Source organism: Streptomyces sp. NBC_00572 (genome assembly GCF_026341815.1).
GTDB lineage: Bacteria > Actinomycetota > Actinomycetes > Streptomycetales > Streptomycetaceae > Streptomyces.
This window is the reverse complement of sequence record NZ_JAPENX010000001.1, coordinates 6494746-6516120: the sequence shown is the minus strand read 5'-3', so window position 1 is coordinate 6516120 and position 21375 is coordinate 6494746. Positions and strand designations below refer to the sequence as shown.

18 protein-coding genes and 1 pseudogene are annotated in these 21375 nt (G+C 70.9%); 8 read left to right on the top strand and 11 right to left on the bottom strand.

Features of this window, described 5'->3' with window-relative positions; translation table 11 throughout:
* The first annotated feature begins 59 nt into the window (after positions 1–59).
* Complete coding sequence (locus tag OG514_RS29560) at positions 60–515, top strand: cupin domain-containing protein (protein ID WP_266900026.1); 456 nt, start codon at positions 60–62, stop codon at positions 513–515.
* Between the two features lie 100 nt (positions 516–615).
* On the opposite strand, the gene OG514_RS29555 is transcribed toward OG514_RS29560, so the two are convergent.
* Positions 616–1758 (bottom strand): S1 family peptidase, encoded by a 1143-nt coding sequence (locus OG514_RS29555; RefSeq protein ID WP_266900025.1) that lies wholly within the window; start codon positions 1756–1758, stop codon positions 616–618.
* A gap of 273 nt (positions 1759–2031) precedes the next feature.
* Here OG514_RS29555 and OG514_RS29550 point away from each other — a divergent pair, with 273 nt between their 5' ends.
* Entirely contained in the window at positions 2032–2937 is a 906-nt protein-coding gene (locus tag OG514_RS29550) for an adenosine kinase (protein ID WP_266900024.1), read from the top strand.
* Positions 2938–3010: 73 nt separating this feature from the next.
* Here the strand turns inward: OG514_RS29550 and OG514_RS29545 are convergent, their stop codons facing one another.
* The 3 genes from OG514_RS29545 to OG514_RS29535 form a co-directional block, all read right to left on the bottom strand.
* The gene (locus OG514_RS29545; RefSeq protein ID WP_266900023.1) at positions 3011–3895 is read right to left on the bottom strand and encodes a geranyl diphosphate 2-C-methyltransferase; all 885 of its coding nucleotides are present in this window, start codon (positions 3893–3895) and stop codon (positions 3011–3013) included.
* Positions 3896–3909: 14 nt separating this feature from the next.
* Entirely contained in the window at positions 3910–5265 is a 1356-nt protein-coding gene (locus OG514_RS29540; protein ID WP_266900022.1) for a family 2 encapsulin nanocompartment cargo protein terpene cyclase, read from the bottom strand.
* Positions 5266–5607: 342 nt separating this feature from the next.
* Positions 5608–7017: a family 2B encapsulin nanocompartment shell protein gene (locus OG514_RS29535; protein ID WP_266900021.1), complete on the bottom strand. Its 1410-nt coding sequence runs from the start codon at positions 7015–7017 to the stop codon at positions 5608–5610.
* 635 nt (positions 7018–7652) lie between these two features.
* Between OG514_RS29535 and OG514_RS29530 the strand changes: the two genes are divergently transcribed.
* Both OG514_RS29530 and OG514_RS29525 read left to right on the top strand, forming a co-directional pair.
* Positions 7653–9113: a basic amino acid/polyamine antiporter gene (locus tag OG514_RS29530; protein WP_266900020.1), complete on the top strand. Its 1461-nt coding sequence runs from the start codon at positions 7653–7655 to the stop codon at positions 9111–9113.
* A gap of 67 nt (positions 9114–9180) precedes the next feature.
* Complete coding sequence (locus tag OG514_RS29525; protein ID WP_266900019.1) at positions 9181–10443, top strand: arginine deiminase; 1263 nt, start codon at positions 9181–9183, stop codon at positions 10441–10443.
* A 73-nt stretch (positions 10444–10516) separates the two neighbouring features.
* Here OG514_RS29525 and OG514_RS29520 read toward each other — a convergent pair whose 3' ends face one another.
* The 6 genes from OG514_RS29520 to OG514_RS29495 form a co-directional block, all read right to left on the bottom strand.
* Positions 10517–11020: a DUF1269 domain-containing protein gene (locus OG514_RS29520; RefSeq protein ID WP_266900018.1), complete on the bottom strand. Its 504-nt coding sequence runs from the start codon at positions 11018–11020 to the stop codon at positions 10517–10519.
* Between the two features lie 17 nt (positions 11021–11037).
* Positions 11038–11679, bottom strand: coding sequence for an FxLYD domain-containing protein (locus tag OG514_RS29515; protein WP_266900017.1), 642 nt, complete (start codon positions 11677–11679; stop codon positions 11038–11040).
* 63 nt (positions 11680–11742) lie between these two features.
* Positions 11743–12837 carry a chemotaxis protein gene (locus tag OG514_RS29510; protein ID WP_266900016.1) on the bottom strand — a complete coding sequence of 365 codons (1095 nt, stop codon included), beginning with the start codon at positions 12835–12837 and terminating at the stop codon, positions 11743–11745.
* A gap of 52 nt (positions 12838–12889) precedes the next feature.
* Entirely contained in the window at positions 12890–13378 is a 489-nt protein-coding gene (locus tag OG514_RS29505) for a DUF1269 domain-containing protein (protein WP_266900015.1), read from the bottom strand.
* Between the two features lie 291 nt (positions 13379–13669).
* Positions 13670–14251, bottom strand: coding sequence for a TetR/AcrR family transcriptional regulator (locus OG514_RS29500; RefSeq protein ID WP_266900014.1), 582 nt, complete (start codon positions 14249–14251; stop codon positions 13670–13672).
* Between the two features lie 74 nt (positions 14252–14325).
* Positions 14326–15882 (bottom strand): serine/threonine-protein kinase, encoded by a 1557-nt coding sequence (locus OG514_RS29495; protein ID WP_266900013.1) that lies wholly within the window; start codon positions 15880–15882, stop codon positions 14326–14328.
* Between the two features lie 403 nt (positions 15883–16285).
* Here OG514_RS29495 and OG514_RS29490 point away from each other — a divergent pair.
* The 3 genes and pseudogenes from OG514_RS29490 to OG514_RS29480 all read left to right on the top strand — a co-directional run bounded on the left by OG514_RS29490 (position 16286) and on the right by OG514_RS29480 (position 19804).
* Positions 16286–17470: pseudogene (locus OG514_RS29490) on the top strand (agmatine/peptidylarginine deiminase).
* Positions 17471–17532: 62 nt separating this feature from the next.
* A complete protein-coding gene (locus OG514_RS29485) occupies positions 17533–18414 on the top strand; it encodes a DUF4436 domain-containing protein (RefSeq protein ID WP_266900012.1) in 882 nt (293 codons plus the stop codon).
* 139 nt (positions 18415–18553) lie between these two features.
* Positions 18554–19804, top strand: coding sequence for a serine hydrolase (locus OG514_RS29480; protein WP_266900011.1), 1251 nt, complete (start codon positions 18554–18556; stop codon positions 19802–19804).
* A gap of 119 nt (positions 19805–19923) precedes the next feature.
* Here the strand turns inward: OG514_RS29480 and OG514_RS29475 are convergent, their stop codons facing one another.
* Positions 19924–20376 carry an SRPBCC family protein gene (locus OG514_RS29475; protein WP_266900010.1) on the bottom strand — a complete coding sequence of 151 codons (453 nt, stop codon included), beginning with the start codon at positions 20374–20376 and terminating at the stop codon, positions 19924–19926.
* A gap of 192 nt (positions 20377–20568) precedes the next feature.
* On the opposite strand from OG514_RS29475, the gene OG514_RS29470 reads away from it, so the two are divergent.
* Positions 20569–21342 (top strand): hypothetical protein, encoded by a 774-nt coding sequence (locus tag OG514_RS29470; RefSeq protein WP_266900009.1) that lies wholly within the window; start codon positions 20569–20571, stop codon positions 21340–21342.
* The last annotated feature ends 33 nt before the right edge of the window (positions 21343–21375 follow it).

Here is a 21375-nt window from a genome sequence, read left to right as displayed (position 1 = left end):
TCTTCCCGGTCTCGAATGGAACCCGACACCGAAGATCCATGACGAAGGAGCGAGGAACGATGTCCGAGATCGGAACGGCACTGGTGGTACGTCCCGGAGAGGCCGAGGAGATTCGACTCCCCCACGGCGGCGGGTTCCACCTCCTGGCCGACGCGGGCGACACGGCAGGCGCGCTGGGGGCCAATCGTCTCGTCCTCGGCGAGGGCGCGACCGGCGCCCGGCCGCACTACCACGCCCTCTCGACCGAGGTGTTCTACGTGCTCGACGGCTCCGCGCGGTTCACCCTGGACGGCCGTACGACGACCGTGGCCGTCGGCGGGCTGGTCTCCGTCCCGCCCAGGGTGCCGCATTCCTTCGGTGCCGCTCCCGGCTCGACCGCGGACCTGCTCGTGGTCCTGACGCCGGGCGTCGCCCGCTTCGGCTACTTCCGGTCCCTGGGCCGCATCCAGCAGGGCCTGGAGACCTTCGACGACCTCCTCTCCCGGCAGGACCACTACGACGTGCACTTCCTGTGACGCCGCGCGGCTGCCTCAAGCCGCGCGGTATCGGACCAGGTGCAGAGCCGGACCAGGTGCAGAGGCAGGCCGGGCGGAGCCGTCAGGCCGTAGGGATCCGTCAGGCCGTGTGCAGCGTCAGGCCATAGCGGGCGAGGATCTCGTTCACGGGCTGGAACCAGGTCTCGCCGCCGGACGAGCAGTTGCCCCAGCCGCCGGACGTGACGCCCTGGGCCTGGTCGCCGCTGATGAACGCGCCACCGGAGTCACCGCCCTCCGCGCACACGCTGGTCTTCGTCATCTGCTGGACGGCGCCCTGGCTGTAGTTCACGGTCTCGTTCTTGGCCAGGACGGTGCCGCAGTGCCACTTGGTCGTGGACCCGGAGCGGCAGATCGAGGCTCCCACCGGCGCCTCGGCGGAGCCCCGGACGAGCCGGTCCGACACCGTCCCCCAGCCGAGCACGACGGGCACCGTCCACCAGCCGCTGTGGATGCTCACGTACGCGTAGTCGTTCCCGGGGAACGAGGAGCCCTGGAAGGTCCCCATGGCGGATCCGTCCCAGCCCCGGACCGCGGCACCGGCCCCGCCGCAGTGCCCCGCCGTGACGAAGCCGCCGTGGACGGAGAAGCCTATGGAGCAGCGGACGTTGCCGGTGTAGTACGGATCGCCGCCGACGGTTCCGGCGGCGTACGTACGGGGTGCGGTCGCCGTTTCGGCGACGGTGACGGGACCGGCCTCGCGAGCCCGCTCGACGAAGGCACGCACGGCGGGGGCGTTCCGGTCGGCGTGGACGACGGTGACGACGACGCTGTTGGCGCGGGGGTCGACGTGCCAGCCGGCGACACCCGCGGGGGCGGTGCGGGCGTCGAGCCGGGCCTTGGCGCGGTCGAGCGCGCCGGCACTGTGCCGGACGAGCCGGGTGTCGGCGCCGAGCGCCCTGACCTCCGCCTCCTCGTCGCGGTCGGTGAGGGCGACGACGAGCCGCCCGGTGCGGGCGTCGAACCAGGCACCGCCGTAGGAGCCCCCCGCGGCCTCCCTCGCCTCGGACTCCACGCGGGCCGCGGCGCGTTCGGCCGTCAGTCGTTCCTCGGCCTGCTGCGCGGTGAGCCCGAGGTCCTGACGCATGCCGTCGAGGAGACCCGTCGAAGCGGCGGGTTCGGCAGCGGTGGGGACGGCGCTCGCGGGTGCGGCCTGTGCGGCGCCGAGTCCGACGGTGAGTAAGAGGGCCGCAGCGGCGGCGCGCAGGGCGGAAGTGCGTTTCACAGGAGCCTCCTGTAGTGGGGGGAGCAGGCGCTGAGAGCGCTCTCAAGCAAGCGCGGGAGTCACGGTAGCGAGACCTCGCTTGTCAGGTCCATACCACGCACAGAGATTCCGGCCGGAGGTCGGAATCTCTGTGCGTCCGCGCCGGAACCGCCGAACGTCCACCATCGCTTGCTGCAAAAGATTGCAAGATCTTGCCGACCCACCTCACCGGCTGCTTGACTCACCAGCGATCACCGGCAGTTGAACCATCCCCCGCGCACGAGAGGAACATCGATGAGCAGTCAGTACGACGTCCTCGTCCTGGGAGGCGCCGGCGTCGACACGATCGTGTACGTCCCCGAGCTCCCCCTGCCGTACGCCGACAGCTACATGATCCGGCCGGGCATCGAGACCCGCGCCGGGCAGACCGGCGATTTCGTGGCGCTGGGCCTGAGCGCGCTCGGTCTGCGGACCCATCACCTCGACATGATCGGCGACGACCCCTCCGGCGACCTCGTCCGCGCGTTCCACCGCGACCGCGGCATCGGGTTCACCGAAGTCCCCCTGCCCGGCGGGACGAAGCGGGCCGTCAACCTCGTCGGCCCCGACGGCCGCCGGCTCTCGCTCTACGACGACAGCCGCTCCCGGGAGTCCGACCGGCTGCCCGAGGAGCTGGTCCGCTCCCTGGCGTCGGCAAGCCGTCACGCCCACGTCTCGATCACGTACCCCTGCGCCTTCGCCCTTCCGCAGCTGCGCGAAGCGGGCGTCAGCATCTCCACGGACCTGCACAACTGGGACGGGGAGAACCCCTACCACGAGCCCTTCGCCTACGGCGCGGACATCGTCTTCGTCTCGACCACGGCCCTGGCGGACAAGGAACGGACCATGCGCCGGATCCTGGAGCGGGGCAGGGCGGAGGTCGTGATCGCCACCGCCGGAGCCGAGGGCGCGTACATGCTGACCGCCGACGGACTCGTGCACGTACCGCCCGTCTCGCCCCGCGAACCGGTGGTCGATTCCAACGGCGCGGGCGACGCCTTCGCCTCCGGTTTCCTCTTCGGCCGCCTGACCGGCGAGGACTTCGGCCGGTGCGCTCTCTACGGCGCGGTGGCGGGCGCCTACGCGTGCACCGTGCCGGCCACCGCGAGCGACGCCATCGACCGCGCCGGGCTCCTCAAGGAGGCCGGCGAGCCGCGCTGACCGCGAACGCCCGGAAGGGCCGGGTCCGTCACACGACGGACCCGGCCCTTCGGCCACAGACGGATCAGACCGATCAGACGCGGTCGGCCGCGATCAGGACGTACTGGAAGGAGCCGTCCTTGTAGGAGTTGATGAACGCCTCCTCGATGCCGGTGACCAGGGACGACGTGGCGCGCAGCTCCCAGTAGGGCAGGGTGTCCGGCGTCAGGTCGATCACGGCCTGCGGAACGAGGCGGTTGTCGGCCATCGCGCGCAGGTACTCGCGGCGGGAGTGGATGTTGCACTCGAAGTGCGCGTTGATCTGGGAGACCCACTTCGAGGGCTGGCCGTAGCGCGGGTTCCAGCAGCCGGTGATGGTCACGTAGCGGCCGCCGACCTTGAGGAAGCGGGAGTGCTCGGCGAAGAGGTCGTCGAGGTCGACGTACATGCTCGACTCGTTGTTCCACGAGCCGGCGATGCTGCCCTTCTCGAACGGGGTGTCCAGCATGTTGCAGACCTGGGCACGGACGTGGTCGTCGATGCCGAGCTCCTTCGCGCGGTTGTTGCCGAACTCGGCCTGCGTGGAGGAAAGGGTGACGCCCTCGACCTTGCAGCCGAAGCGCTGGTGGGCCATGACGCTCGAACCGCCGCGACCACAGCCGGCGTCCACGAGCGTGTCGTCGCGCCCGATGACGCCGAGGTTGTCCAGGAGGACCACGGCCTGCGCGGACTCCAGCCGGTGCAGCTCGCTGATCAGCTTCTTCTCGTACTCGCTGTCCTCGGTGTCCCCGAGGGAGGCGTGGTCGATGTCGCCGATGCCGTAGTGGTGGTGGTAGAGCCCGTCCACGTCACCCAGGCGCAGGTTCACGGGCCTGGCCTCGTTGTTCCAGTAACGGGCGATGTCACCCTGATAGGGCGTCGCCGGGGAGGGAACGAAGGTGGCGGCGCCGTTGACGGTGGTGTACTCGGTGCTGGTCACAGATAATCCATTTCTTACCAGAAATCGGGCAGGCTGTAGCGATAGGTGTTGGTCTGGTGCCAGTAGTGGTTGCCGTCCACCCACACGGCCACGCCCCGCAGGAAGCGCAGCACGGTCGGGGCGGGACAGGCGGCGGCGAGGGCGGCGGCCTCGGCCTCGAAGGCGTGCATGAGGTCGTTGTGGACCTCGACGGCCTTCAGATAGCCCTCCCGGTCGGAGACGCCCTCGCGCTCGGCGATCACCACGGGCAGGTTCAGGTGCTTGCCGGGACTGGCGAGTTCCTTCATGTACGAGTACAGGTCGTTCACGATGGTGGTCGCGTTTCCGGCGAGCGCGAGGACGCGCTGCATGGCCGGCTGGGCGTGCAGGTCCGCCGGGAGTTCGTAGCCGCCGACGGTGTCGGTGATGGTGGGGCAGGGGCGGAAGTTGTTGAACTGCCGCATCGCCAGGTACTCCCACACCTCCGGCACGTGGTCCGTCTCGGCCCAGGCGGCCTCGGCGAGGTAGCCGAGGTGCAGTCGGGCCATGTCGTGCCGGAACCGGTCGGCCTGGGAGGGGGTCGACTGGTTGACGAAGTACTCCATGGCGGAGCGGTAGGCGCGCCGCGGGGCGTCCGCGTGGAGCGACTCCGCCCAGAGCGGCTGGTACTCCTTCGTCGTGTGCAGGGGGTCGAGGGCGGTGTGCGCGAGGAGCAGCCGTCCGCCGAGGCCGATGGGCGAACCGCCGTGGTCCTCGCAGTAGCAGTCGTCGACGGCGTTCTCGGCGACCATCAGCCGTGTGGCGAGCATCAGGTGCTCGACGGTCGGGGCGTCCGGGTGGCAGGCGACCATGTAGCGCCCGACGGAGAATCCGTCGAACTCGCCCTCCCAGTCCTCGGGGTACAGCTGCACCTCGTCGAGTGCCCAGGACTTGATCCTGCGGCTGACCTCGTCCACCCGCACCGGGTCGGGTTCGGGAATCGGGTGGTGATACAGGCCGGGGATCGGCCGGCCCTCCACCGGCGCCGGAGGCTCCGGCAGTTCGGGGACCGCCTCGTGACGGGCCAGGGACAGTCCGGCGGTGCCGAGGCCGCTGGGTCCCGGCAGGACGAATCCCGGCTCGGAAACCGGCGGCGCGGTCACGACGGCGCCGACCGGCGACGCCGGAGCGGCCACGACAGCCGGAGCGGCCACGGGCGCGGTGGCGGCCACGGGCGCGGAAGCGACCAGGGGTGCGGTGCCGGTACCGGTCGCGACGGCGGCCGCGGCCGTGAGAGCGGCTGCCCCGGCCGTCTCGGTGGGATCGGCCGCCCGTCCGAGTACATGGATCCCGAAGTGGGCGGCGGCGGTGGGCAGGCTCGACTGCAGAGGGGAAAGCCCGGGTTCGGGCATCCGTGACTCCTTGGTGAGGGGGTGGGCTGTCCGGGGTCCCGGGCCCGCTCGGCCGGCCCGGGAGGGTCCGGGCTGCCGTGGCCGCCAACGCGGCGAGCGTGCGTGCCAGGCGCCGCGAGCCCGGACTGATCGGCGAGACGCCCTGGGGGGTGTTTCGAAAGTCCTGTGCGGTGCCCGCGGTGTCCGGTGCGTGCCCTCGGCGTGCCGGACGAAGGCCCTCGATGGGGGTCCCCCCGCTCGAGCGAAGCCGAGAGTGGGGGAGGAGCTACTTGGGTCTTTGGCCGGTGCGGCGAGGGGGCGTGCCGGGCGCCGCGGGTGCTGTGCGGGACTTTCGAAACACCCCTAGTGCCTGCGGGCGATCTCCACGTTCTCGAGCACGCCCAGCGCATTGGGCACGAGGATGGCGGCGGAGTAGTACGTGGTGACGAGGTACGACATGATCGCCTGCTCGCTGATGCCCATGAAGCGCACCGAGAGTCCGGGCTCGTACTCCTCCGGAAGACCGGTCTGGCGGAGGCCGATGACACCCTGGTTGTCCTCGCCGAGACGCATGGCGAGGATCGAGCTGGTGTTCTCCTTGGTGATGGGGATCTTGTTGCAGGGCAGCAGCGGGACTCCCCGCCAGCTGAGGACCTGCTGACCGTCGAGGTCGACGGTGCCCGGGTTGAGTCCGCGGGCGTTCCACTCGCGCCCGATCGCGGCGATCGTCCGGGGGTGGGCGAGGAAGAGCTTGGTGCCGCGGCGGCGGCAGAGGAGCTCGTCGAGGTCGTCCGGGGTGGGCGGGCCCGAGTGGGTCTGGATCCGCTGCTTGAAGTCGGCGTTGTGGAGGAGGCCGAACTCCCGGTTGTTGATCAGCTCGTGCTCCTGGCGCTCGCGCAGCGCCTCGATGGTGAGCCTGAGCTGCTCCTCCGTCTGGTTCATCGGCCCGTTGTAGAGGTCGGCGACCCTGGTGTGCACCCGCAGAACGGTCTGCGCGACGGAGAGTTCGTACTCGCGGGGCTTGAGCTCGTAGTCGACGAAGGCACCCGGCAGCGCGACCTCGCCGGTGTGGCCGGCCGACATCGCGATCTCGGCCTCACCGTGACGGTTCTGGCGCTGGAGCGGAAGCGAGCTGAACTCCTCGATGTGGGCCTGGAGGCCCGGCGCGGAGGCCAGCACGGCGGCGAACTCGGCGCGGGAGAGGGTGAGCAGCGTGCCGGAGGTCTCGGCGGTGGCGGTGTAGTCCCATCGGGCGTCGGCGTCCAGAAGGGCGTTCTCACCGAAGCGGTCGCCGTCGGCGAGTACCGCCACGGCCACATCGTCGCCGTACTTGCCGAGCGAGGTCTGGTTGATGCGTCCGTGGGCGACGAGGTGGATCTCCTCGGCGGGGGCGCCGCGCTCGACGAGCACCTCGCCGGCGCTGAAGTCGCGCTGGACGCACCGGCCGGCCAGCGCGTTCAGCACCTCCTCGTCCTCGAAGCCGCGCAGCAGCGCGAGTTCGCCGAGCTCACGGGGGATCACCCGGACGCGGGCACCGTCCTGGACGAACTCGATGCGCCCGTCACCGACGGTGTAGCTCAGCCGGCGGTTGACCCGGTAGGCGCCACCCTTGGTCTCGACCCAGGGGAGCATCCGCAGCAGCCAGCGGGAGCTGATCTCCTGCATCTGCGGGGCGGACTTGGTCGTGGTGGCGAGGTTCCGGGCGGCCGCGGTGCTGAGGCTGGACTGCTTCGGCGCGTCCAGCTGTGCGTCCGGGCTCGTGTCAACGGTCATGAGGCGGGCTCTCCTTCGCAGGGGGGTGGTGACCGGCACACGGGTGCCTTGGTCAGTGAAAGAGGAGAAAAGCGAGAAAGCAGTGAAAGCGATGAAAGGGGAAAAGGGGGATAAAGCTCTGGGAATCCGTCCAGATCCCGGGGAACAGTAACGGCCGGTACACCCCGCGCACCCCATCAGATCGAGGGCATTACCTCGAAACGGCGATCTTGCCCGCCGTGAGGTTTAAGCAGGTGAACTGCGATATTCGGGCCATGTGGCCGAGAGCCCATGGGTCCGGCCGTCCGTCCGTCCCGTTTCCGGTTCGAGCACCGCGTCAACGTTCGGCCCGTCCCCGCCGGAACTCCGACACACCTGCCACCAGCGGCGTCAAATCGTTCTCTACTGTGACAAAACGTCACCTCCGGGCTAGATTCGGCTTCCAGTCATCTCTCGTCGCCTCAAGGGGTGGGCAGGAAGGGCGGCGAACCCGCCGAAGACGAACGAACCATGGCCCGCCGGACGCCCCCTACGCGGTCTTCCACCACGCCAGTCCCACTCCGAGCGTCCTCCACGGCATCACCGGCTTCACGATCGAGAAGCGCCCGACGACCGGGCCGCCCGGGGACCTCACCGAATCGCCTTCGAGGTAGGTCATGTCGAACGCTGGTACCAGTACGGACGCCACCACCGCCGGGTCCCCGCCCACGGCGAAACTGACGCTCGTCACGCTGACCGCGATGGTCGTCGGGTCCATGGTGGGCGCCGGCGTGTTCTCGCTGCCCCGGAGGTTCGCCCAGGAGACGGGTGTCGCGGGGGCGCTGATCGCCTGGGCGATCGCCGGATTCGGCATGCTGATGCTCGCGTTCGTCTTCCAGACGCTCGCGGTGCGCCGCCCCGACCTGGACGCCGGTGTCTACGCGTACGCGAAGGCCGGTTTCGGCGAGTACCTGGGCTTCTTCTCGGCCTTCGGCTACTGGGCCAGCGCCTGCGTCGGCAACGTGACGTACTGGGTGCTCATCATGTCCACGATCGGCGCGATCGCCCCGGCGCTCGGCGACGGCGACACCGCGCTCTCGATCGTCCTGTCCTCCGTCGGACTGTGGGCGTTCTTCCTGCTGATCAGGCGCGGGGTGAAGGAGGCCGCGGCGATCAACCGGATCGTGACCGTGGCCAAGGTCGTGCCCATCATCGTCTTCGTCATCCTGGCCCTGTTCTCCTTCGACGCGTCCGTCTTCGCGGAAAACTGGGGCGGCGCCGACTACGCGGGCTCGCTGTTCAACCAGGTCCGCGGCACCATGCTCGCCACCGTCTTCGTCTTCCTCGGCGTCGAGGGCGCCAGCGTCTACTCCCGGCACGCCAAGCGCCGCGAGGACGTGGGCAAGGCCACGATCCTGGGCTTTCTCAGCGTCTTCGCCGTCTTCGCCTCGGTGACCATCGTGTCGTACGGCATCATGCCCATGAGCGAGATCGCCGAGCTGCGCCAGCCCTCCATGGCGGGCGTCCTGGAGGCCGCCGTCGGTACCTGGGGCAAGGTCTTCGTCAGCGTCGGCCTCATCATCTCGGTCCTCGGCGCCTATCTGGCCTGGACCCTGATGGCCGCCGAGGTGCTCTTCGTGGCGGCCAAGGACGACGACATGCCGCGCTTCCTGGGGCGCTCCAGCGGCGACGACGTCCCCGTCCCGGCCCTCCTGATGACCACGGCCCTCAGCCAGGCCGTGCTGGTCGTCACGGCCTTCTCCGACGACGCGTTCAACTTCGCCCTCGACCTGACCAGCGCGCTGAGCCTGATCCCGTTCCTGCTCGCCGCGGCGTTCGCGGTGAAGATCGCGCTGAGACCCGCGCGGGAGAAGGTCACCGGGCAGAGCACCCGGCGGGAGCTGGTCGTGGGCGTCCTCGCCACGATCTACACGGCGTTCCTGCTGTCCGCGGCCGGGCTCAAGTTCGTACTCGTCTCCTTCATCCTCTACGCGCCCGCGACCTTCCTGTTCGTCAAGGCCCGGCGCGAGCAGGGCCGACAGCTGTTCTCCCCGCGCGAGCTGGTGATCCTCGTCGTCTCCATCGCCGGCGCCGTCATGGGGGTCGTGGCCCTCGCGGCCGGCTGGATCAGTCTCTGAGCCCCTCCTCCCCCGCCCCTCCGTTCGTCCGCCCCTCCCTTCGTCACCCGTACTCGAAAGGCCCCGCATGACCAGCAACGACGCGTCCGCCAAGCCCGCGCTCGGCGTGTACTCCGAGGTCGGACGACTCCGCAAGGTCCTTGTCTGCTCCCCGGGGCTCGCCCACCGCCGGCTGACCCCGACCAACTCGGACGACCTGCTGTTCGACGACGTGATGTGGGTGGAGAACGCACAGCGCGACCACGCCGACTTCGTCAACAAACTGACCCAGCGCGGCGTCGAGGTCGTGGAGCTGCACCATCTGCTCTCCGAGACGATGGCGATCCCCGAGGCGCGGGCCTGGCTCCTCGACCGGAAGATCATCGCCAACGAGGTCGGCCTCGGTCTCATCGACGACACCCGTGCCTTCCTGGACTCCGTCGCACCGCGCGATCTGGCCGACTACCTGATCGGCGGCCTGTCGACGGCCGACCTCCCCGGGGAGTTCCGTTCCGGGTACGTCTCCCTGGCCCGCGAGGCGACCGGGGTGCGCGAGTACCTGATGCCGCCGCTGCCGAACACGCTCTACACCCGGGACACCACCTGCTGGCTGTACGGCGGCGTGACGCTGAACCCGCTGTACTGGCCGGCCCGGCACGGCGAGACCCTCCTCATGAAGGCGATCTACGGCTTCCACCCCGACTACAAGGACGCCGCCGTCTGGTGGGGCGACCCCGAGCAGGACTGGGGCCAGGCCACCTTCGAGGGCGGCGACATCATGCCCGTCGGCAACGGGGTCGTCCTCATGGGCATGAGCGAACGCACCTCCCGGCAGGCCATCACCCAGGTCGCCGCCTCGCTGTTCGAGAACGGCGCGGCCGACCGGGTCATCGTCGCGGGCATGCCGAAGCTGCGCTCCGCGATGCACCTGGACACCGTCTTCACCTTCGCCGACCGGGACATCGTCACGCTCTACCCGAAGATCATGGACTCGGTCCACACCTTCACCCTGCGGCCCGGCGACAAGGCCCCCGGCGTGGACATCACCGACGAGGGCGGCACCGCGTTCGTGGACGTGGTCGCCAAGGGCCTCGGTCTGCCGAAGCTCCAGGTCATCGAGACCGGCGGCGACGTGTACGCCTCCGAACGGCAGCAGTGGGACAGCGGCAACAACGCCGTCGCCCTCGAACCCGGTGTCGTCTTCACGTACGACCGGAACACCCAGACCAACACGCTGCTGCGCAAGGCGGGGGTCGAGGTCATCACCATCGTCGGTGCCGAGCTCGGCCGGGGTCGCGGCGGCGGCCACTGCATGACCTGCCCGCTGATCCGCGACGCGGTCGATTTCTGACGACGCGTGAAAGAACCGGCCACCCCGCCTCGGGGTGGCCGGTTCCCTGTGTCCCGGTCAGCAGGGTCAGCCGTCAGTCCTGAGACCCCGTGCCCGCCAGCTGCTCGGCGAGCTCCCGCTCGCTCTCCTCCGACAGCGAGGTCTTCAGCACGGTTCCGCCGAACTGCTCGACGGCCGCGGCGAACTTGTCCTCGGTGACCTTCGAGGCCATGACCACGACGGCGGACGAGCCGGGTGCGAGCAGCGACTGGACCTTGTCGCGGAACTTGTTGTCGACACCCATCTGGTTCAGCTTGCCGATGAGTCCGCCGACGGCGGCGCCCACCACGCCGATGCCCGGCGTGAGGATGATCATGCCGAAGACCATCCCCCAGAGGGCACCGGCGGTGGCCGAGAGGGCGGCCTCCCCCTTCCTCCGCGCGGGGGTGTCCACATGGGTCTTGCCGTCCGCGTCCACCGAGACGATGGCGAGTCCGGTCAGCTCGATCACATGGCTGCCCTCGAGCTTCTGCACCGCGTCGAAGGCTCTGTTCGCGACGGCGCGATCGTCGTAGCCGAGGACGATGAGTTCGGACATACCGCTCTCCTCCTGTGTCAGTACCGCTGCGCCTTGGTGAGTCTCGGGGTGAGCACCGGCTCGGGAGGCTGCCTGCTGATGACCAACGGCTGCTGGCGTTCGCCCGGTTCGAGGTCCTCGACACCGACGAACTGCGTCTCGACCACATTGCCCGAGGCGTCGAGGAAGTCGACCTGCACGGCGTAGGAGGCCTCCTCGTCCGTCTTGTTGGTGATGTTCAGGACGACGGTCAGCACGCCGCCGGTGTCCGCGCGCGGCTTGCCGGTCATCGCGACCTCGTTCAGCGCGTTGCCCGGGGCCTTCACGTCCTTCAGTTCGTCCTCGGCCTGTTGGCGCGTACGCTCGATCTCCGCCCCGATGGACGCCTTGCGTTCGGCTTCCCGCGCGGAGGCCGAGGCCGCCGCCGAAGAGGCGGACGCGCGGGCGGATTCGACCACCTCCGCCGCCGACGAGGCGACGGAGGACGGCAGTTCGCCCGAGAAGCCGGCGGTGTCGGGGGCCGTGGGCCGTTCGCTGAAGGTGGGGCCGCCGGTGTCGTCGTTCCCGGTGTCGCAGGACACGAGTCCGGCGGCGCCGAGGCCCGTGACGACGACGGCGACGGCCGCGGTCACCGCGCGTGCGCGGACCGACCGCCTCGCGCGCGTCGATGTGGGGTTCACAGCTTGCGTCCTCTTTCGTCGTCGGTGCCGGAGTCGATGGGGAAGTGGGAGCAGGTGCCGGCGTCAGTAGCGCAGGACGCCGGCGATGCGGCCCATGTCGAGCAGGGCGTCGTCGCGGACGAACTGGACCTCGGCTCCGGTGTCGAGGGCGCGTTCGACGATCTCGTCGACCATGTCGTCGCGCGCCTCGGGCTCGCCGGGCTCGGCGGGCTCCAGATGGCCCCCCTCGTCCCGTACGACGGTCCGGTAGTGGTCCTCGACGGCGAGCAGCCGGATCCGGCCGTCCTTCACGGCCTGCCACACCTCGTCGATGCCGCCGGCGAACTCGCGACGCCCCCGGGCGGCGTCGAGTTCGGCCAGGACGGTGGTCGCCGCCGCGGCCTCACGGGCGACGCGGGCCGGCTCGACGGCCTCGTGGACCGCCGTGGCCGGTCCCCGCGCGAGACCTCCGTGGTGGACGGGTGTCGCGCCCGCCTGGAGCGGCCCGGTGTCTTCCAGAAGTGCGAGGGCTGCCGGTTCGCCGATCACGTACAGCGGGCGCGGCTCGGAGGCGAGTACGGCGCGCAGTGCCGTGTGCGCCTCGCGCAGGAACTGGCGGGTGGCCTCGTCCTGGAAGGTGCTGGGCAGGTCGCCGATCCGCTCCTTGCGCTCCGCGTCCGGGTCTTCGAGGCTGCGCGTGAACGGGAAGCCGTCCCCGGTGTGCTCGGTGACCCGCTCGGGGCTGCCGCTCCACAGCGAGACCCGGTCGGCCGCGACCGCGAGCGCCCAGGAGGGCTGCTCGGCGGCCTGGGCGGCGACGAGGTTCCGGGTGAGGAAGGTGTCGGCGAGGACGACGCGCTCGGGGACCGACCGGGCCACCGTCCACACGTAGTGCTCCCCGGGGGCCACGAAGATCACCAGGCCGTCCTCGGCGTGCGCGAGGTCGGTCTCGGCCACCGCCCGGCGCAGCTGGTCCAGGACGTCGCCGCGTCGCTCGCGGGTCACCGCCGGGTCGTCCTGGATCGCCTTCTCCGCCGCGGCCACGAGGTTGCGCAGGCGCACGGGGTCCTGGGCGTTGTCCGGCTCGCGGCGGTGCGTGGGCATCACGAGGGACACGGCGGGGTACGGGCGGGGCTGTCGCAGCTTCGCGAGAACGTCGCTGCTGAGCACGGGGTCCATGGGGAAGCCTTCCTGGCGAATTCCGGCTGTTCTGCGGGGTGAGGGGGCCCGGCTATTGGGGACCGGCGAGCTGCTCGGCCAGTTCCCTCTCGTCCTCGTCGCTGAGCGAGGTCTTGAGGACGGTGCCACCGTGCGGCTGCATGGCCACCGTGAACTTGTCGTCGGTGAGCTTCGAGGTCATGATCACGACGGCGGCCGTGCCGGGCTTGAGGAGGTCCTCCACCTGTTGGCGGAACCCGTCGTCGACTCCGGACTTGCTGATCCTGCCGATGAGGCCGCCGAGGGCCGCTCCGGCCAGGAGTCCGACGCCCGGGAGCAGGAAGAGGAGGCCGAAGATGGCTCCCCAGATGGCGCCGGAGGCAGCGGAGGCGCCGACGACCTTGCTGTTGGTGTCGACGTGCGTGCTGCCGTCGGCGTCCACGGAGACGATCGCGAGACCGTTCAGGTGCACGACATAGTCGCGCTGCAGATCCAGCACCGTGCCGTAGGCCTGCTCGGCCACCTCGGGGTCGTCGTATCCGATGACGATGAGTTCAGCCATTCCCGCCTCCTCGGGGAAGGGGATCCTCGGGGTCTCCCTTCCGACGGAGAGACACGGAGGGCCTCTCCAGGGCCACGAAGTGTCATCTTGTCCCGATATGTACATGGTCGCGACTCGGTGGGCCCTTCAGGCGGGCATACGGGTGCGTCCGGCCGCGCGGGCCGATGCCGACGTCCGGAGGCGCACGGGGAGGGTGGCAGGGTCGACTCGCGGCGCGGCCGGGCCCTGGAAGCGACGACCGTCGCAGGGGGCGAGGCGCCGGGCACGGTCTACGGCCGGGTGCGGTGCGGGCTACCGCTGACGCAGTGAGGTGAGCTCCACGTCGACCGCTTCCCGCAGGAGCGTGCGCGCGTGGTCGATCGTGAGGCCGCCGCTCAGCCAGCGCATGCTCAGGCCCTCCAGGAGGGCGGTGAGCCGTTCCCCCGCGGCGGCGAGCGCGGCCGCCGGCGCCATGGGCTGCACCTGGCCCAGGAGCGCGGCCACTTCCTGCACCCAGATCAGGGTCGCCCGCGCGAGGTCCTCGCGCAGGACGGGGTCGAAGACGGCGCTGGCTCGCAGCTCGCCCCAGGCCGAGCTGTTCTCCCGCACCTCCGGGGTGTCCTGGAGTTCCAGGAGGAGGACCTCGTCGAGCTCCTCGCGGGGGCTGAGCGGCTCCGCGTCGGGGTCCCGCGAGGTCGTGTACCGCTCGGCGCGGTCGTTGATGAACTCGAGCGTGTGCCGCAGGATCCCGGTGCGGTCCTTGAAGTGGTAGTAGATCAGGCCGGTGGAGACCCCGGCCTCCGCGGCCAGTTCCTCCACGCGAAGGCCGCGCACCCCGCGCCGGGCGATCACCCGGGCGGCCGCTTCCAGGATCTGAGTACTGCGAGACGACATGCCGTGAACCCTATCCGGACGTGGGGGCGATGTGATCGTCGCCGTCGCTCCGCCGCCCGGGCACGGTCTGCCGGTCAGCGGTTCACCCGGTGCTGGCCGACGACGACCGTGACCGGGCCACCGGCGGGACCCGCCTCGACCAGCCGGGCGATGACGAGCCGTTCGCCGTCGGAGCTGCGGACGCAGAACGGCCGCTCGTCCGCGAGGTCGTCGAGCGGCAGGCGCGTGACCGGTTCCGAGTCGATCCCCCGCTCGCACTCCGCCGGGCTCAGCGAGTCGCCGGAGGCGACGAAGGCGTCCGTGTTCTCGGGCACGACGAGCTCCTCGCCCTCACGGGCGAGGTACCAGCCGGCGGTCTCGGCGGGCACCACCTTCCCGGTGGCGAGATCGAACTCGTAGCCGTTGTCGGGTGCCGTCAGTTCGACGTCGGAGAAGCCATGCGTGTACGTGACCTCGGGGGCGGCGTCGGACGGGCCTTCCGGGGCGGACAGGTAGTACACGGCTCCGCCGGCCAGCGCGAGAACCGCGGCGGTGGCCCCGGCGAGCAGGGCCGTACGCCCACCCCGTCGGCGGGCCCGGCGCCGCGACTCCTTCGCGCCCTCGTCCGCCGGGACCCGCTGCGTGGGCGGCCGGACCGGCGCGGGGGTGGCCGTGCTCGTGGGCTGGGCATGCAGGGGCGGGGGCGTGCGGTCCGAGGGATGCGCGGGAGCCGTACCCGCCCCCCGGCCCGCGATCTCCTGTCTCACCGCTCCCGGCAGCCAGCCCTCGGAGAACTCCGGCGTGGCACCGACCGCCGCATGTTCGCGTACGGCCGCGATCAGCTCGGCGGGGGTGGGCCGCTCCTCCGGCCGCTTGGCCAGGCACCAGCCCAGGAGGGCGCGCAGCTCCCCCGATACGCGGGAGAGGTCGGCCGGTTCGTGGACCACCCGGTACAGCGCGGCCGATTCGGGCCCCGTCCCGAACGGCAGGGCGCCCCCGGCCACGTAGGCGGCGAGCGCACCGAGCGCGAACACGTCGGTCGCGGACGTCACCGGAAGGCCGAGCGCCTGCTCGGGCGCCATGTAGGCGGCGGTTCCGATGCGCAGCCCGGTGCCGGTGAGCCCGGTGGCGTCGGCCGCCCGCGCGATGCCGAAGTCGATGACGCGGGGGCCGTCCTCGGCGATCAGGACGTTGGCGGGCTTGAGGTCGCGGTGGACCACTCCCGCGGCATGGATGGCCTGGAGGGCCTCCGCGATCCCCGCGACGAGGAGGAGGACCGTGCGCGCAGGGAGCGGTCCGTGCCTCTCGACCACCTGCTGGAGGGAGGGACCCGGGACGTACGCGGTGGCGAGCCACGGGACGGCCTCGTCGACGCCGTGGTCCACCACCTGCGCGGTGAAGAGCCCGTGGATACGGCAGGCGCTGGCGACCTCCTGGGCGAACCGCCGACGGAACTCGGGGTCGGCGGCGAAGTCCTCGCGGACGACCTTCACGGCGATGGGTCGCCCACCGGGGGTGTAGGCGAGGTAGACGACACCCATCCCGCCGGAGCCGAGGCGGGCGTGCACCCGGTAGCCGCCGATCTCGCTTGGGTCGTCGAGCGACAGCGGCGCGTGGGCGGGCTGCGCCCCGGCGGGGTGGGTGGAGGACATGGGCGGCTCTTTCGGCGGTGCGGGACGGCGCCCCGGGGCGGGGTGGGAGACACCGCGGCCCGGTGGTGCGCGTAGGGGCGCACGGCGCGCCCTGCACCTGATCGTGCCGTTGCCTAAAGTTTCAGTCAACACGAGGTTTCCGAGGTCATGCGGGTCGGCTGTTCTCGGAAGAGTCGCGACGGAGGCGTGTCGATGAGAAACCGCCTCCCTAATTTGACTGAAAATCCAGTCAGTGTCAGAGTGGCGCCACGGCCCACCCCCACTCACGTCCGGGTATCCCGTCTCCGTACATCGGCCACCCGTGTGAAGCCCAGGCCCGCGAATCCCGCCACGCCGCGTGCGCGTCATGACGATCCGCCCGCCGCCGCTGGATAGTCTCGCCAGCCCGTGATCGGAGCACAGCGTGTCCCACCTCCCGCCCTCCCGCCGCTCGACCTTGCGCGCCTTCGCAGGTCTCGGCGGCGCTCTCGCCCTCGGAGCCACGGCCTGCGGCCCCGGCGAGTCCACCCCGGCCGGTGCCACCGATGCCTCCACCCGACCGGCCACCGGCTCGGCCGGCCCCGCGGCCAAGGCCGGTGAGCGCCGCTTCGGCGCCGAGTGGGAGAGCCACACCCGTACGTTCATGTAGTGGCCGGCGCTCCCCTCCGCCTGGGGGGACGACCTGCCCTACGTACGGGAGGACATCGCCCGTATCGCCCGCGCCGTCGCCGAGTACGAGGCCGTCGTGATGATGGCCCGGCCCGCCCAGGTCGCCGCGGCCCAGCGGGCGTGCGGCTCGCAGGTCGAGGTCATCCCGATGCCGGTCGACGACCTGTGGGCCCGTGACACCGTGCCCGTCTTCGTGGAGGACGGCGACGAGCTCATCGGGGTGGACTTCAACTTCAACGGCTGGGGCAACAAGCAGGAGCACACCAACGACTCCCAGGTGGGCCGTCTGCTGCTCCGCAAGTACGGCATCCCCCGCGAGGTCGCGCCGCTGGTCGCCGAGGGCGGCTCGTTCGAGACCGACGGCGAGGGCACCCTCCTCGTCACCGAGAGCTCGATCGTCAACGACAACCGCAACCGCGGAAAGACCCGGGACCAGATCGAGGACGAACTCATCGAGACCCTCGGCGTGGAAAAGGTCGTCTGGCTCGCCGGCGTACGCGGCCAGGACATCACCGACGCGCACGTGGACAGCCTCGTACGCTTCACCGCCCCCGGCGTGGTCCTCCTCGACCAGGCCTTCCCCGGCACACCCCCGGACTCCTGGTCCCGCTCCGCCGACCAGGCCCGCTCCGTCCTCGAAAAAGCGACCGACGCCCGGGGCCGCCGCTTCGAGATCATCGACCTCCCCCAGCCCGACCTCGACCGGATCACCGGCGAAGGCGACGACTTCGTATCGACATACGCCAACTTCTACGTCGCCAACGACGCCGTCTTCATCCCCAAGTTCGGCGACCGGACCGCCGACAACCGGGCGAAGAGCATCCTCCAGGAGCACTTCCCCAAGCGCGACATCGTGATGGTCGCGATCGACACCATCGCCTCCGGTGGCGGCGGCATCCACTGCTCGACCCACGACCAGCCGGGCAAGCCCGCCGCCTGACGCTCTCTCCCTCCCCTCTCCGCTCTCCCCTTCACTCTTCTCCCCCCCTCTGGAGCACGTGCGTGTCCCTGAAGCGACGTCAACCACGGCCCCCCGGCGGGCCGCTGAGCGCGGGACTCGTCCTCCTGACCGTCGCGGCGGCCGTGCTCTGCGGGCTGTGGCTCCAGTTCGGCGAGCGCCAGGACCTGGACACCCGCTACACCGCCGGAGTACAGGCGCCCGACCGGATCGACATCGACGCCTCGGTCCAACGCGTCGACGCCGCCGGCCGGGAGCTGGTCCTGCGCCTCCTCGTCACTCCGCGCGGTGCGCTCGGCGAGGCCGGCGGGATCTCCCCCGCCGAGAACCTCACGCTCCAGACCTCCTCTTCCGTGCGCGGGGACCTCACGTTCCCCGCGCACAGCAGGATCGCGACCGTCGACGTGCCCGTCACGCTGACGGGCGGCGCGATCACGGACTATCCGTTCGACGCGTACGAGACGGAGATGGAGTTCGGCGCCGTGCAGGGCGGCGAGAGCGTCCCCGTACGCATGACGCTCTCCAATCGGGACGCCCCGTTCTCGTTGGCCGTCGACAGCTCGGAGATCAACGGTGCGGCCGTGTTCGCGACGGAGGTGGCGCGCTCCCGCAGCGTGCTCGTCTTCGCCGTGTTCATGATGCTGGCGATGTGGGCGCTCGCCGTCGCCGTCCTCATGGGCGGCTGGCACCTCGTGCGGCGGCGCATGGGGCTGACCTGGCCGGCGCTCGGCTGGATGGCGGCCACGCTGTTCGCCCTGGCCGCCTTCCGGAACACCGCCCCGGGCGCGCCGCCCATCGGCAGTCTCCTCGACTACCTGGCGTTCTTCTGGGCCGAGACGCTCATCGCGTTCTGCGTGATCGTGGTGGTCGTGCGGGCCGTACGGGCGGAGGACCCGCCGCCCCCGCGCGGTACGCCCGTCCCGTGACGCACCCGGGCGGAGACGCAGACGCCGTCGCCCCTGACGCGTCCGGACGGCGCTGTCGTCTGCCCCACATGGGCGGGTCTGGCGTGGTCTGCGGAGTGTTCAGCCGTGGGCGCACGGTCCCCCGGACATAGTGCGAGGCATGACGCACACCCCCCTCTCCCCGCGCACGCGCCCGCGTGCGCGGTCCCGCAGGGCTCTGCTCTGCGCCGCTCTCCTCGCCCTCACGGTCCAGGCGACCGCGGTCGCACCCGCGCTGGCCGGGGGTCCCGGCGGCCGTGGTGGATCCGACTGCGTGCGGACCCAGGGCCACCTCGACGGCAAGGGCCGCCGGGTCCTGGACATCACCCGCAAGGCCAAGGCGGACCTCCACCTGAACGCCGTGCAGGTGAAGGTCACGATCGACGGGCGCGAGGTCCTCACGGACGCGCTCGGCGAATCCATGACCGGCGTCCCGGCCGAGCCGGACATGCAGTTCCGCGCCGGTTCGGTGGCTTTCGCCCACATCTCGACGACCCTCCTCAAGCTGGTCGAGGAGCGGCGGGTCCGGCTCGACGACACCGTGGAGCGCTGGCTGCCCGACCTGCCCAAGGCCGACAAGATCACCCTGCGGATGCTGGCGAGCAACACCACCGGCCTGCACGACTACGTCACCGATCCGGAGTTCGTGAAGGAACTGGAGGCCCACCCCTTCCGGGCGTGGACCCCCGAGGAGCTGGTCGCGTATCCGCTCCGGCACTCCTTCTGGTACGAGCCGGGCAAGAGCTGGAGCTACTCCCACGCCAACTACGTCTATCTGGTCGAGGCGCTGGAGAAGATCACCGGGGTACGGATCGACCGGCTGGTGAGGGAGAAGGTCACGGGGCCGCTGGAGCTGCGCAACACGCAGAACAACTTCACTCCCGAGATCCCGCGTCCGGTCCTGCACGCCTTCACCTCGGACCGCGGCCTGTACGAGGAGTCGACGTTCTGGAACCCCTCGTGGACCACCGCGCCCGGCGCGGTCATCACCACCGACATCTGTGACCTGGCCCGCTCGGCGCAGGGCGTCGGCAGCGGCGAACTCCTGTCGCCCCGCTCGTACCGCACCCTGCTCAACCCGGGCACGGTCGGCCTCGGCGGCGCGACCGCGACCTGTCCCGCGACGATCTGTCTGAAGCAGACCGAGGCCAAGCACTTCGGTCTGGGTGTGATCGTGGTCAACGGCTGGATCCTGCAGAACCCGTCGTTCTCGGGTTACGCGGCCATCCAGGCGTACCTGCCCTCGAAGCGTCTCGCCATCGCGGTCTCCGCGACCAAGACGGCGACCACGCCGGACGGCAACCAGGCGGAGGTGGTCGCCACCCGGATCGCGGCCGCGCTGGCCCCGGGGGACCCGCTCGCGATCGACTGAGCCCCGGTCCGCGCACTCCGCACGCTCCACGTCGAGGCTCCGCCGTCCGTCGGCGGAGCCTCACGCGTCGGGTCACCGCACGGCGCACGTCCGGCCTGTGCCGCTCAGGGCACCGGGCCTCAGGACACCGCGTCGCTCTCCAGGATCCCCTTGAGCGTCAGCTCGTCCTTGGGCATCTCCTTCCGCACGTGCGGCCGGACGACGAGGGGGACGAGCGCCTTGCCGATGCCGTGTCCCTCGAAGTCCAGGGCGAGCGTCAGGCGGGAGCGCTCTCCGTCGTCCAGCGGCTCGATCGTGCCCTGGATGTCGCCGCGTACCGGTCCGTCGATCCCGTGCACGTGCCAGTGGCGCGGCGGGTCGAGCTCGATGACCTGCATGGTCGAGGTGAACTCCCGCCGCCCGAGGCGCCGTGTGACGGCGACCTTCGAGCCGACCGCGAGGGGCTCGCTCCCGAGCTTGCGGACCGAGACCGCGCTCTCCTGCCACTCGGGCAGATGCGTCGGGTCGGTCACGTAGGAGAAGACCTCCGCGGGCCTGCGGGAAATGTCGATGGTTTCCGTGATGACAGGCATGGCGCCTTCTTCGTCCCCCACATGGACTTGGTGCTTCATACGAATCGTCCCACGGCCCCGGGTGCTCCGCCACCGTCGGAAACCGGCGACGGACCGGGCGCCGAGCCCGATCTGAGTAGCGGTACTCATGGCCGCGGGCGAGGCCCGGCGGGACCATGTCGCCAGGGTGTGAACCGGCTCGGAGGGGGCGACATGAGCAAGGTCGTGGGTGTGTTCGTGGCCGCGGGGCTCGCGGTCGGCGCGCTGGTACTCGCGTACGCCGTGGGGGCGCCGCCCGGGACGGTGCTCGCCGTGGGCGCGGGGGCTCTGGGGCTGCTCTGGCTCCTGCTCCTCCTCACCGCTCCTTGGAATCTGTACTTCCGCGCAAATGCGGTCCTCGCGGAGATCGCGCTCAGCCGGGACAAGGGAATCACCGTCTCCAAGGAACGGGACACCGAGGCGCGGCGCATCGCGCGCGTGATGCTGCGGGTCGCCGTCGCCGGGCATGTGGTGACGGCCGGCGTGGCGCTCACCGTGGCCGCGGCGACCGGCCGCGGGGCGGGCTACTGGTTCGCCGGCTTCTTCCTCCTGAGTACGTTCCTCCGGCCGGCCGGCGCGTACTTCGGGCAGCTGCGGCGCAGGCTCCGCGTCCTGCTCCGGGACGTGACCTTCCCGCGCGACGACGTGGTGGCGCTGACCGGACGCGTCGCCGCCCTGGAGAGCGGTGCCTCGGTGCTCGGCGGCAAGGCCGAGGAGCAGTACCGGGCCCTCGCCGAGCTGCGCCGTACGGTCGACGCCGTCGCCCTCTCCTCGCATCAGCGCGCCGACGAGACCGACCGGAAGATCGCCGCGCTGGCGCGGGAGTTCGAGGCGACGGTGAACCGTCTCACCGACAACGAGGAGATCATCACCGGTCTGAAGGCCTTCCTGAGACTTCTGCGCACGGCCGATGCCACCGACGCCACCGGGGGTTCCGCCGCGTCGTGACCTCCCGCGCCCGTTCCGGCACGCGCGCGTACC

Bases quoted from the DNA above. Each gene is read 5' to 3' on its own strand.
- OG514_RS29560 (WP_266900026.1), top strand. From the start codon at position 60: ATGTCCGAGATCGGAACGGCACTGGTGGTACGTCCCGGAGAGGCCGAG.
- OG514_RS29550 (WP_266900024.1), top strand. From the start codon at position 2,032: ATGAGCAGTCAGTACGACGTCCTCGTCCTGGGAGGCGCCGGCGTCGAC.
- OG514_RS29540 (WP_266900022.1), bottom strand. From the start codon at position 5,265: ATGCCCGAACCCGGGCTTTCCCCTCTGCAGTCGAGCCTGCCCACCGCC.
- OG514_RS29535 (WP_266900021.1), bottom strand. From the start codon at position 7,017: ATGACCGTTGACACGAGCCCGGACGCACAGCTGGACGCGCCGAAGCAG.
- OG514_RS29530 (WP_266900020.1), top strand. From the start codon at position 7,653: ATGTCGAACGCTGGTACCAGTACGGACGCCACCACCGCCGGGTCCCCG.
- OG514_RS29525 (WP_266900019.1), top strand. From the start codon at position 9,181: ATGACCAGCAACGACGCGTCCGCCAAGCCCGCGCTCGGCGTGTACTCC.
- OG514_RS29520 (WP_266900018.1), bottom strand. From the start codon at position 11,020: ATGTCCGAACTCATCGTCCTCGGCTACGACGATCGCGCCGTCGCGAAC.
- OG514_RS29510 (WP_266900016.1), bottom strand. From the start codon at position 12,837: ATGGACCCCGTGCTCAGCAGCGACGTTCTCGCGAAGCTGCGACAGCCC.
- OG514_RS29505 (WP_266900015.1), bottom strand. From the start codon at position 13,378: ATGGCTGAACTCATCGTCATCGGATACGACGACCCCGAGGTGGCCGAG.
- OG514_RS29500 (WP_266900014.1), bottom strand. From the start codon at position 14,251: ATGTCGTCTCGCAGTACTCAGATCCTGGAAGCGGCCGCCCGGGTGATC.
- OG514_RS29495 (WP_266900013.1), bottom strand. From the start codon at position 15,882: ATGTCCTCCACCCACCCCGCCGGGGCGCAGCCCGCCCACGCGCCGCTG.
- OG514_RS29480 (WP_266900011.1), top strand. From the start codon at position 18,554: ATGACGCACACCCCCCTCTCCCCGCGCACGCGCCCGCGTGCGCGGTCC.
- OG514_RS29475 (WP_266900010.1), bottom strand. From the start codon at position 20,376: ATGCCTGTCATCACGGAAACCATCGACATTTCCCGCAGGCCCGCGGAG.
- OG514_RS29470 (WP_266900009.1), top strand. From the start codon at position 20,569: ATGAGCAAGGTCGTGGGTGTGTTCGTGGCCGCGGGGCTCGCGGTCGGC.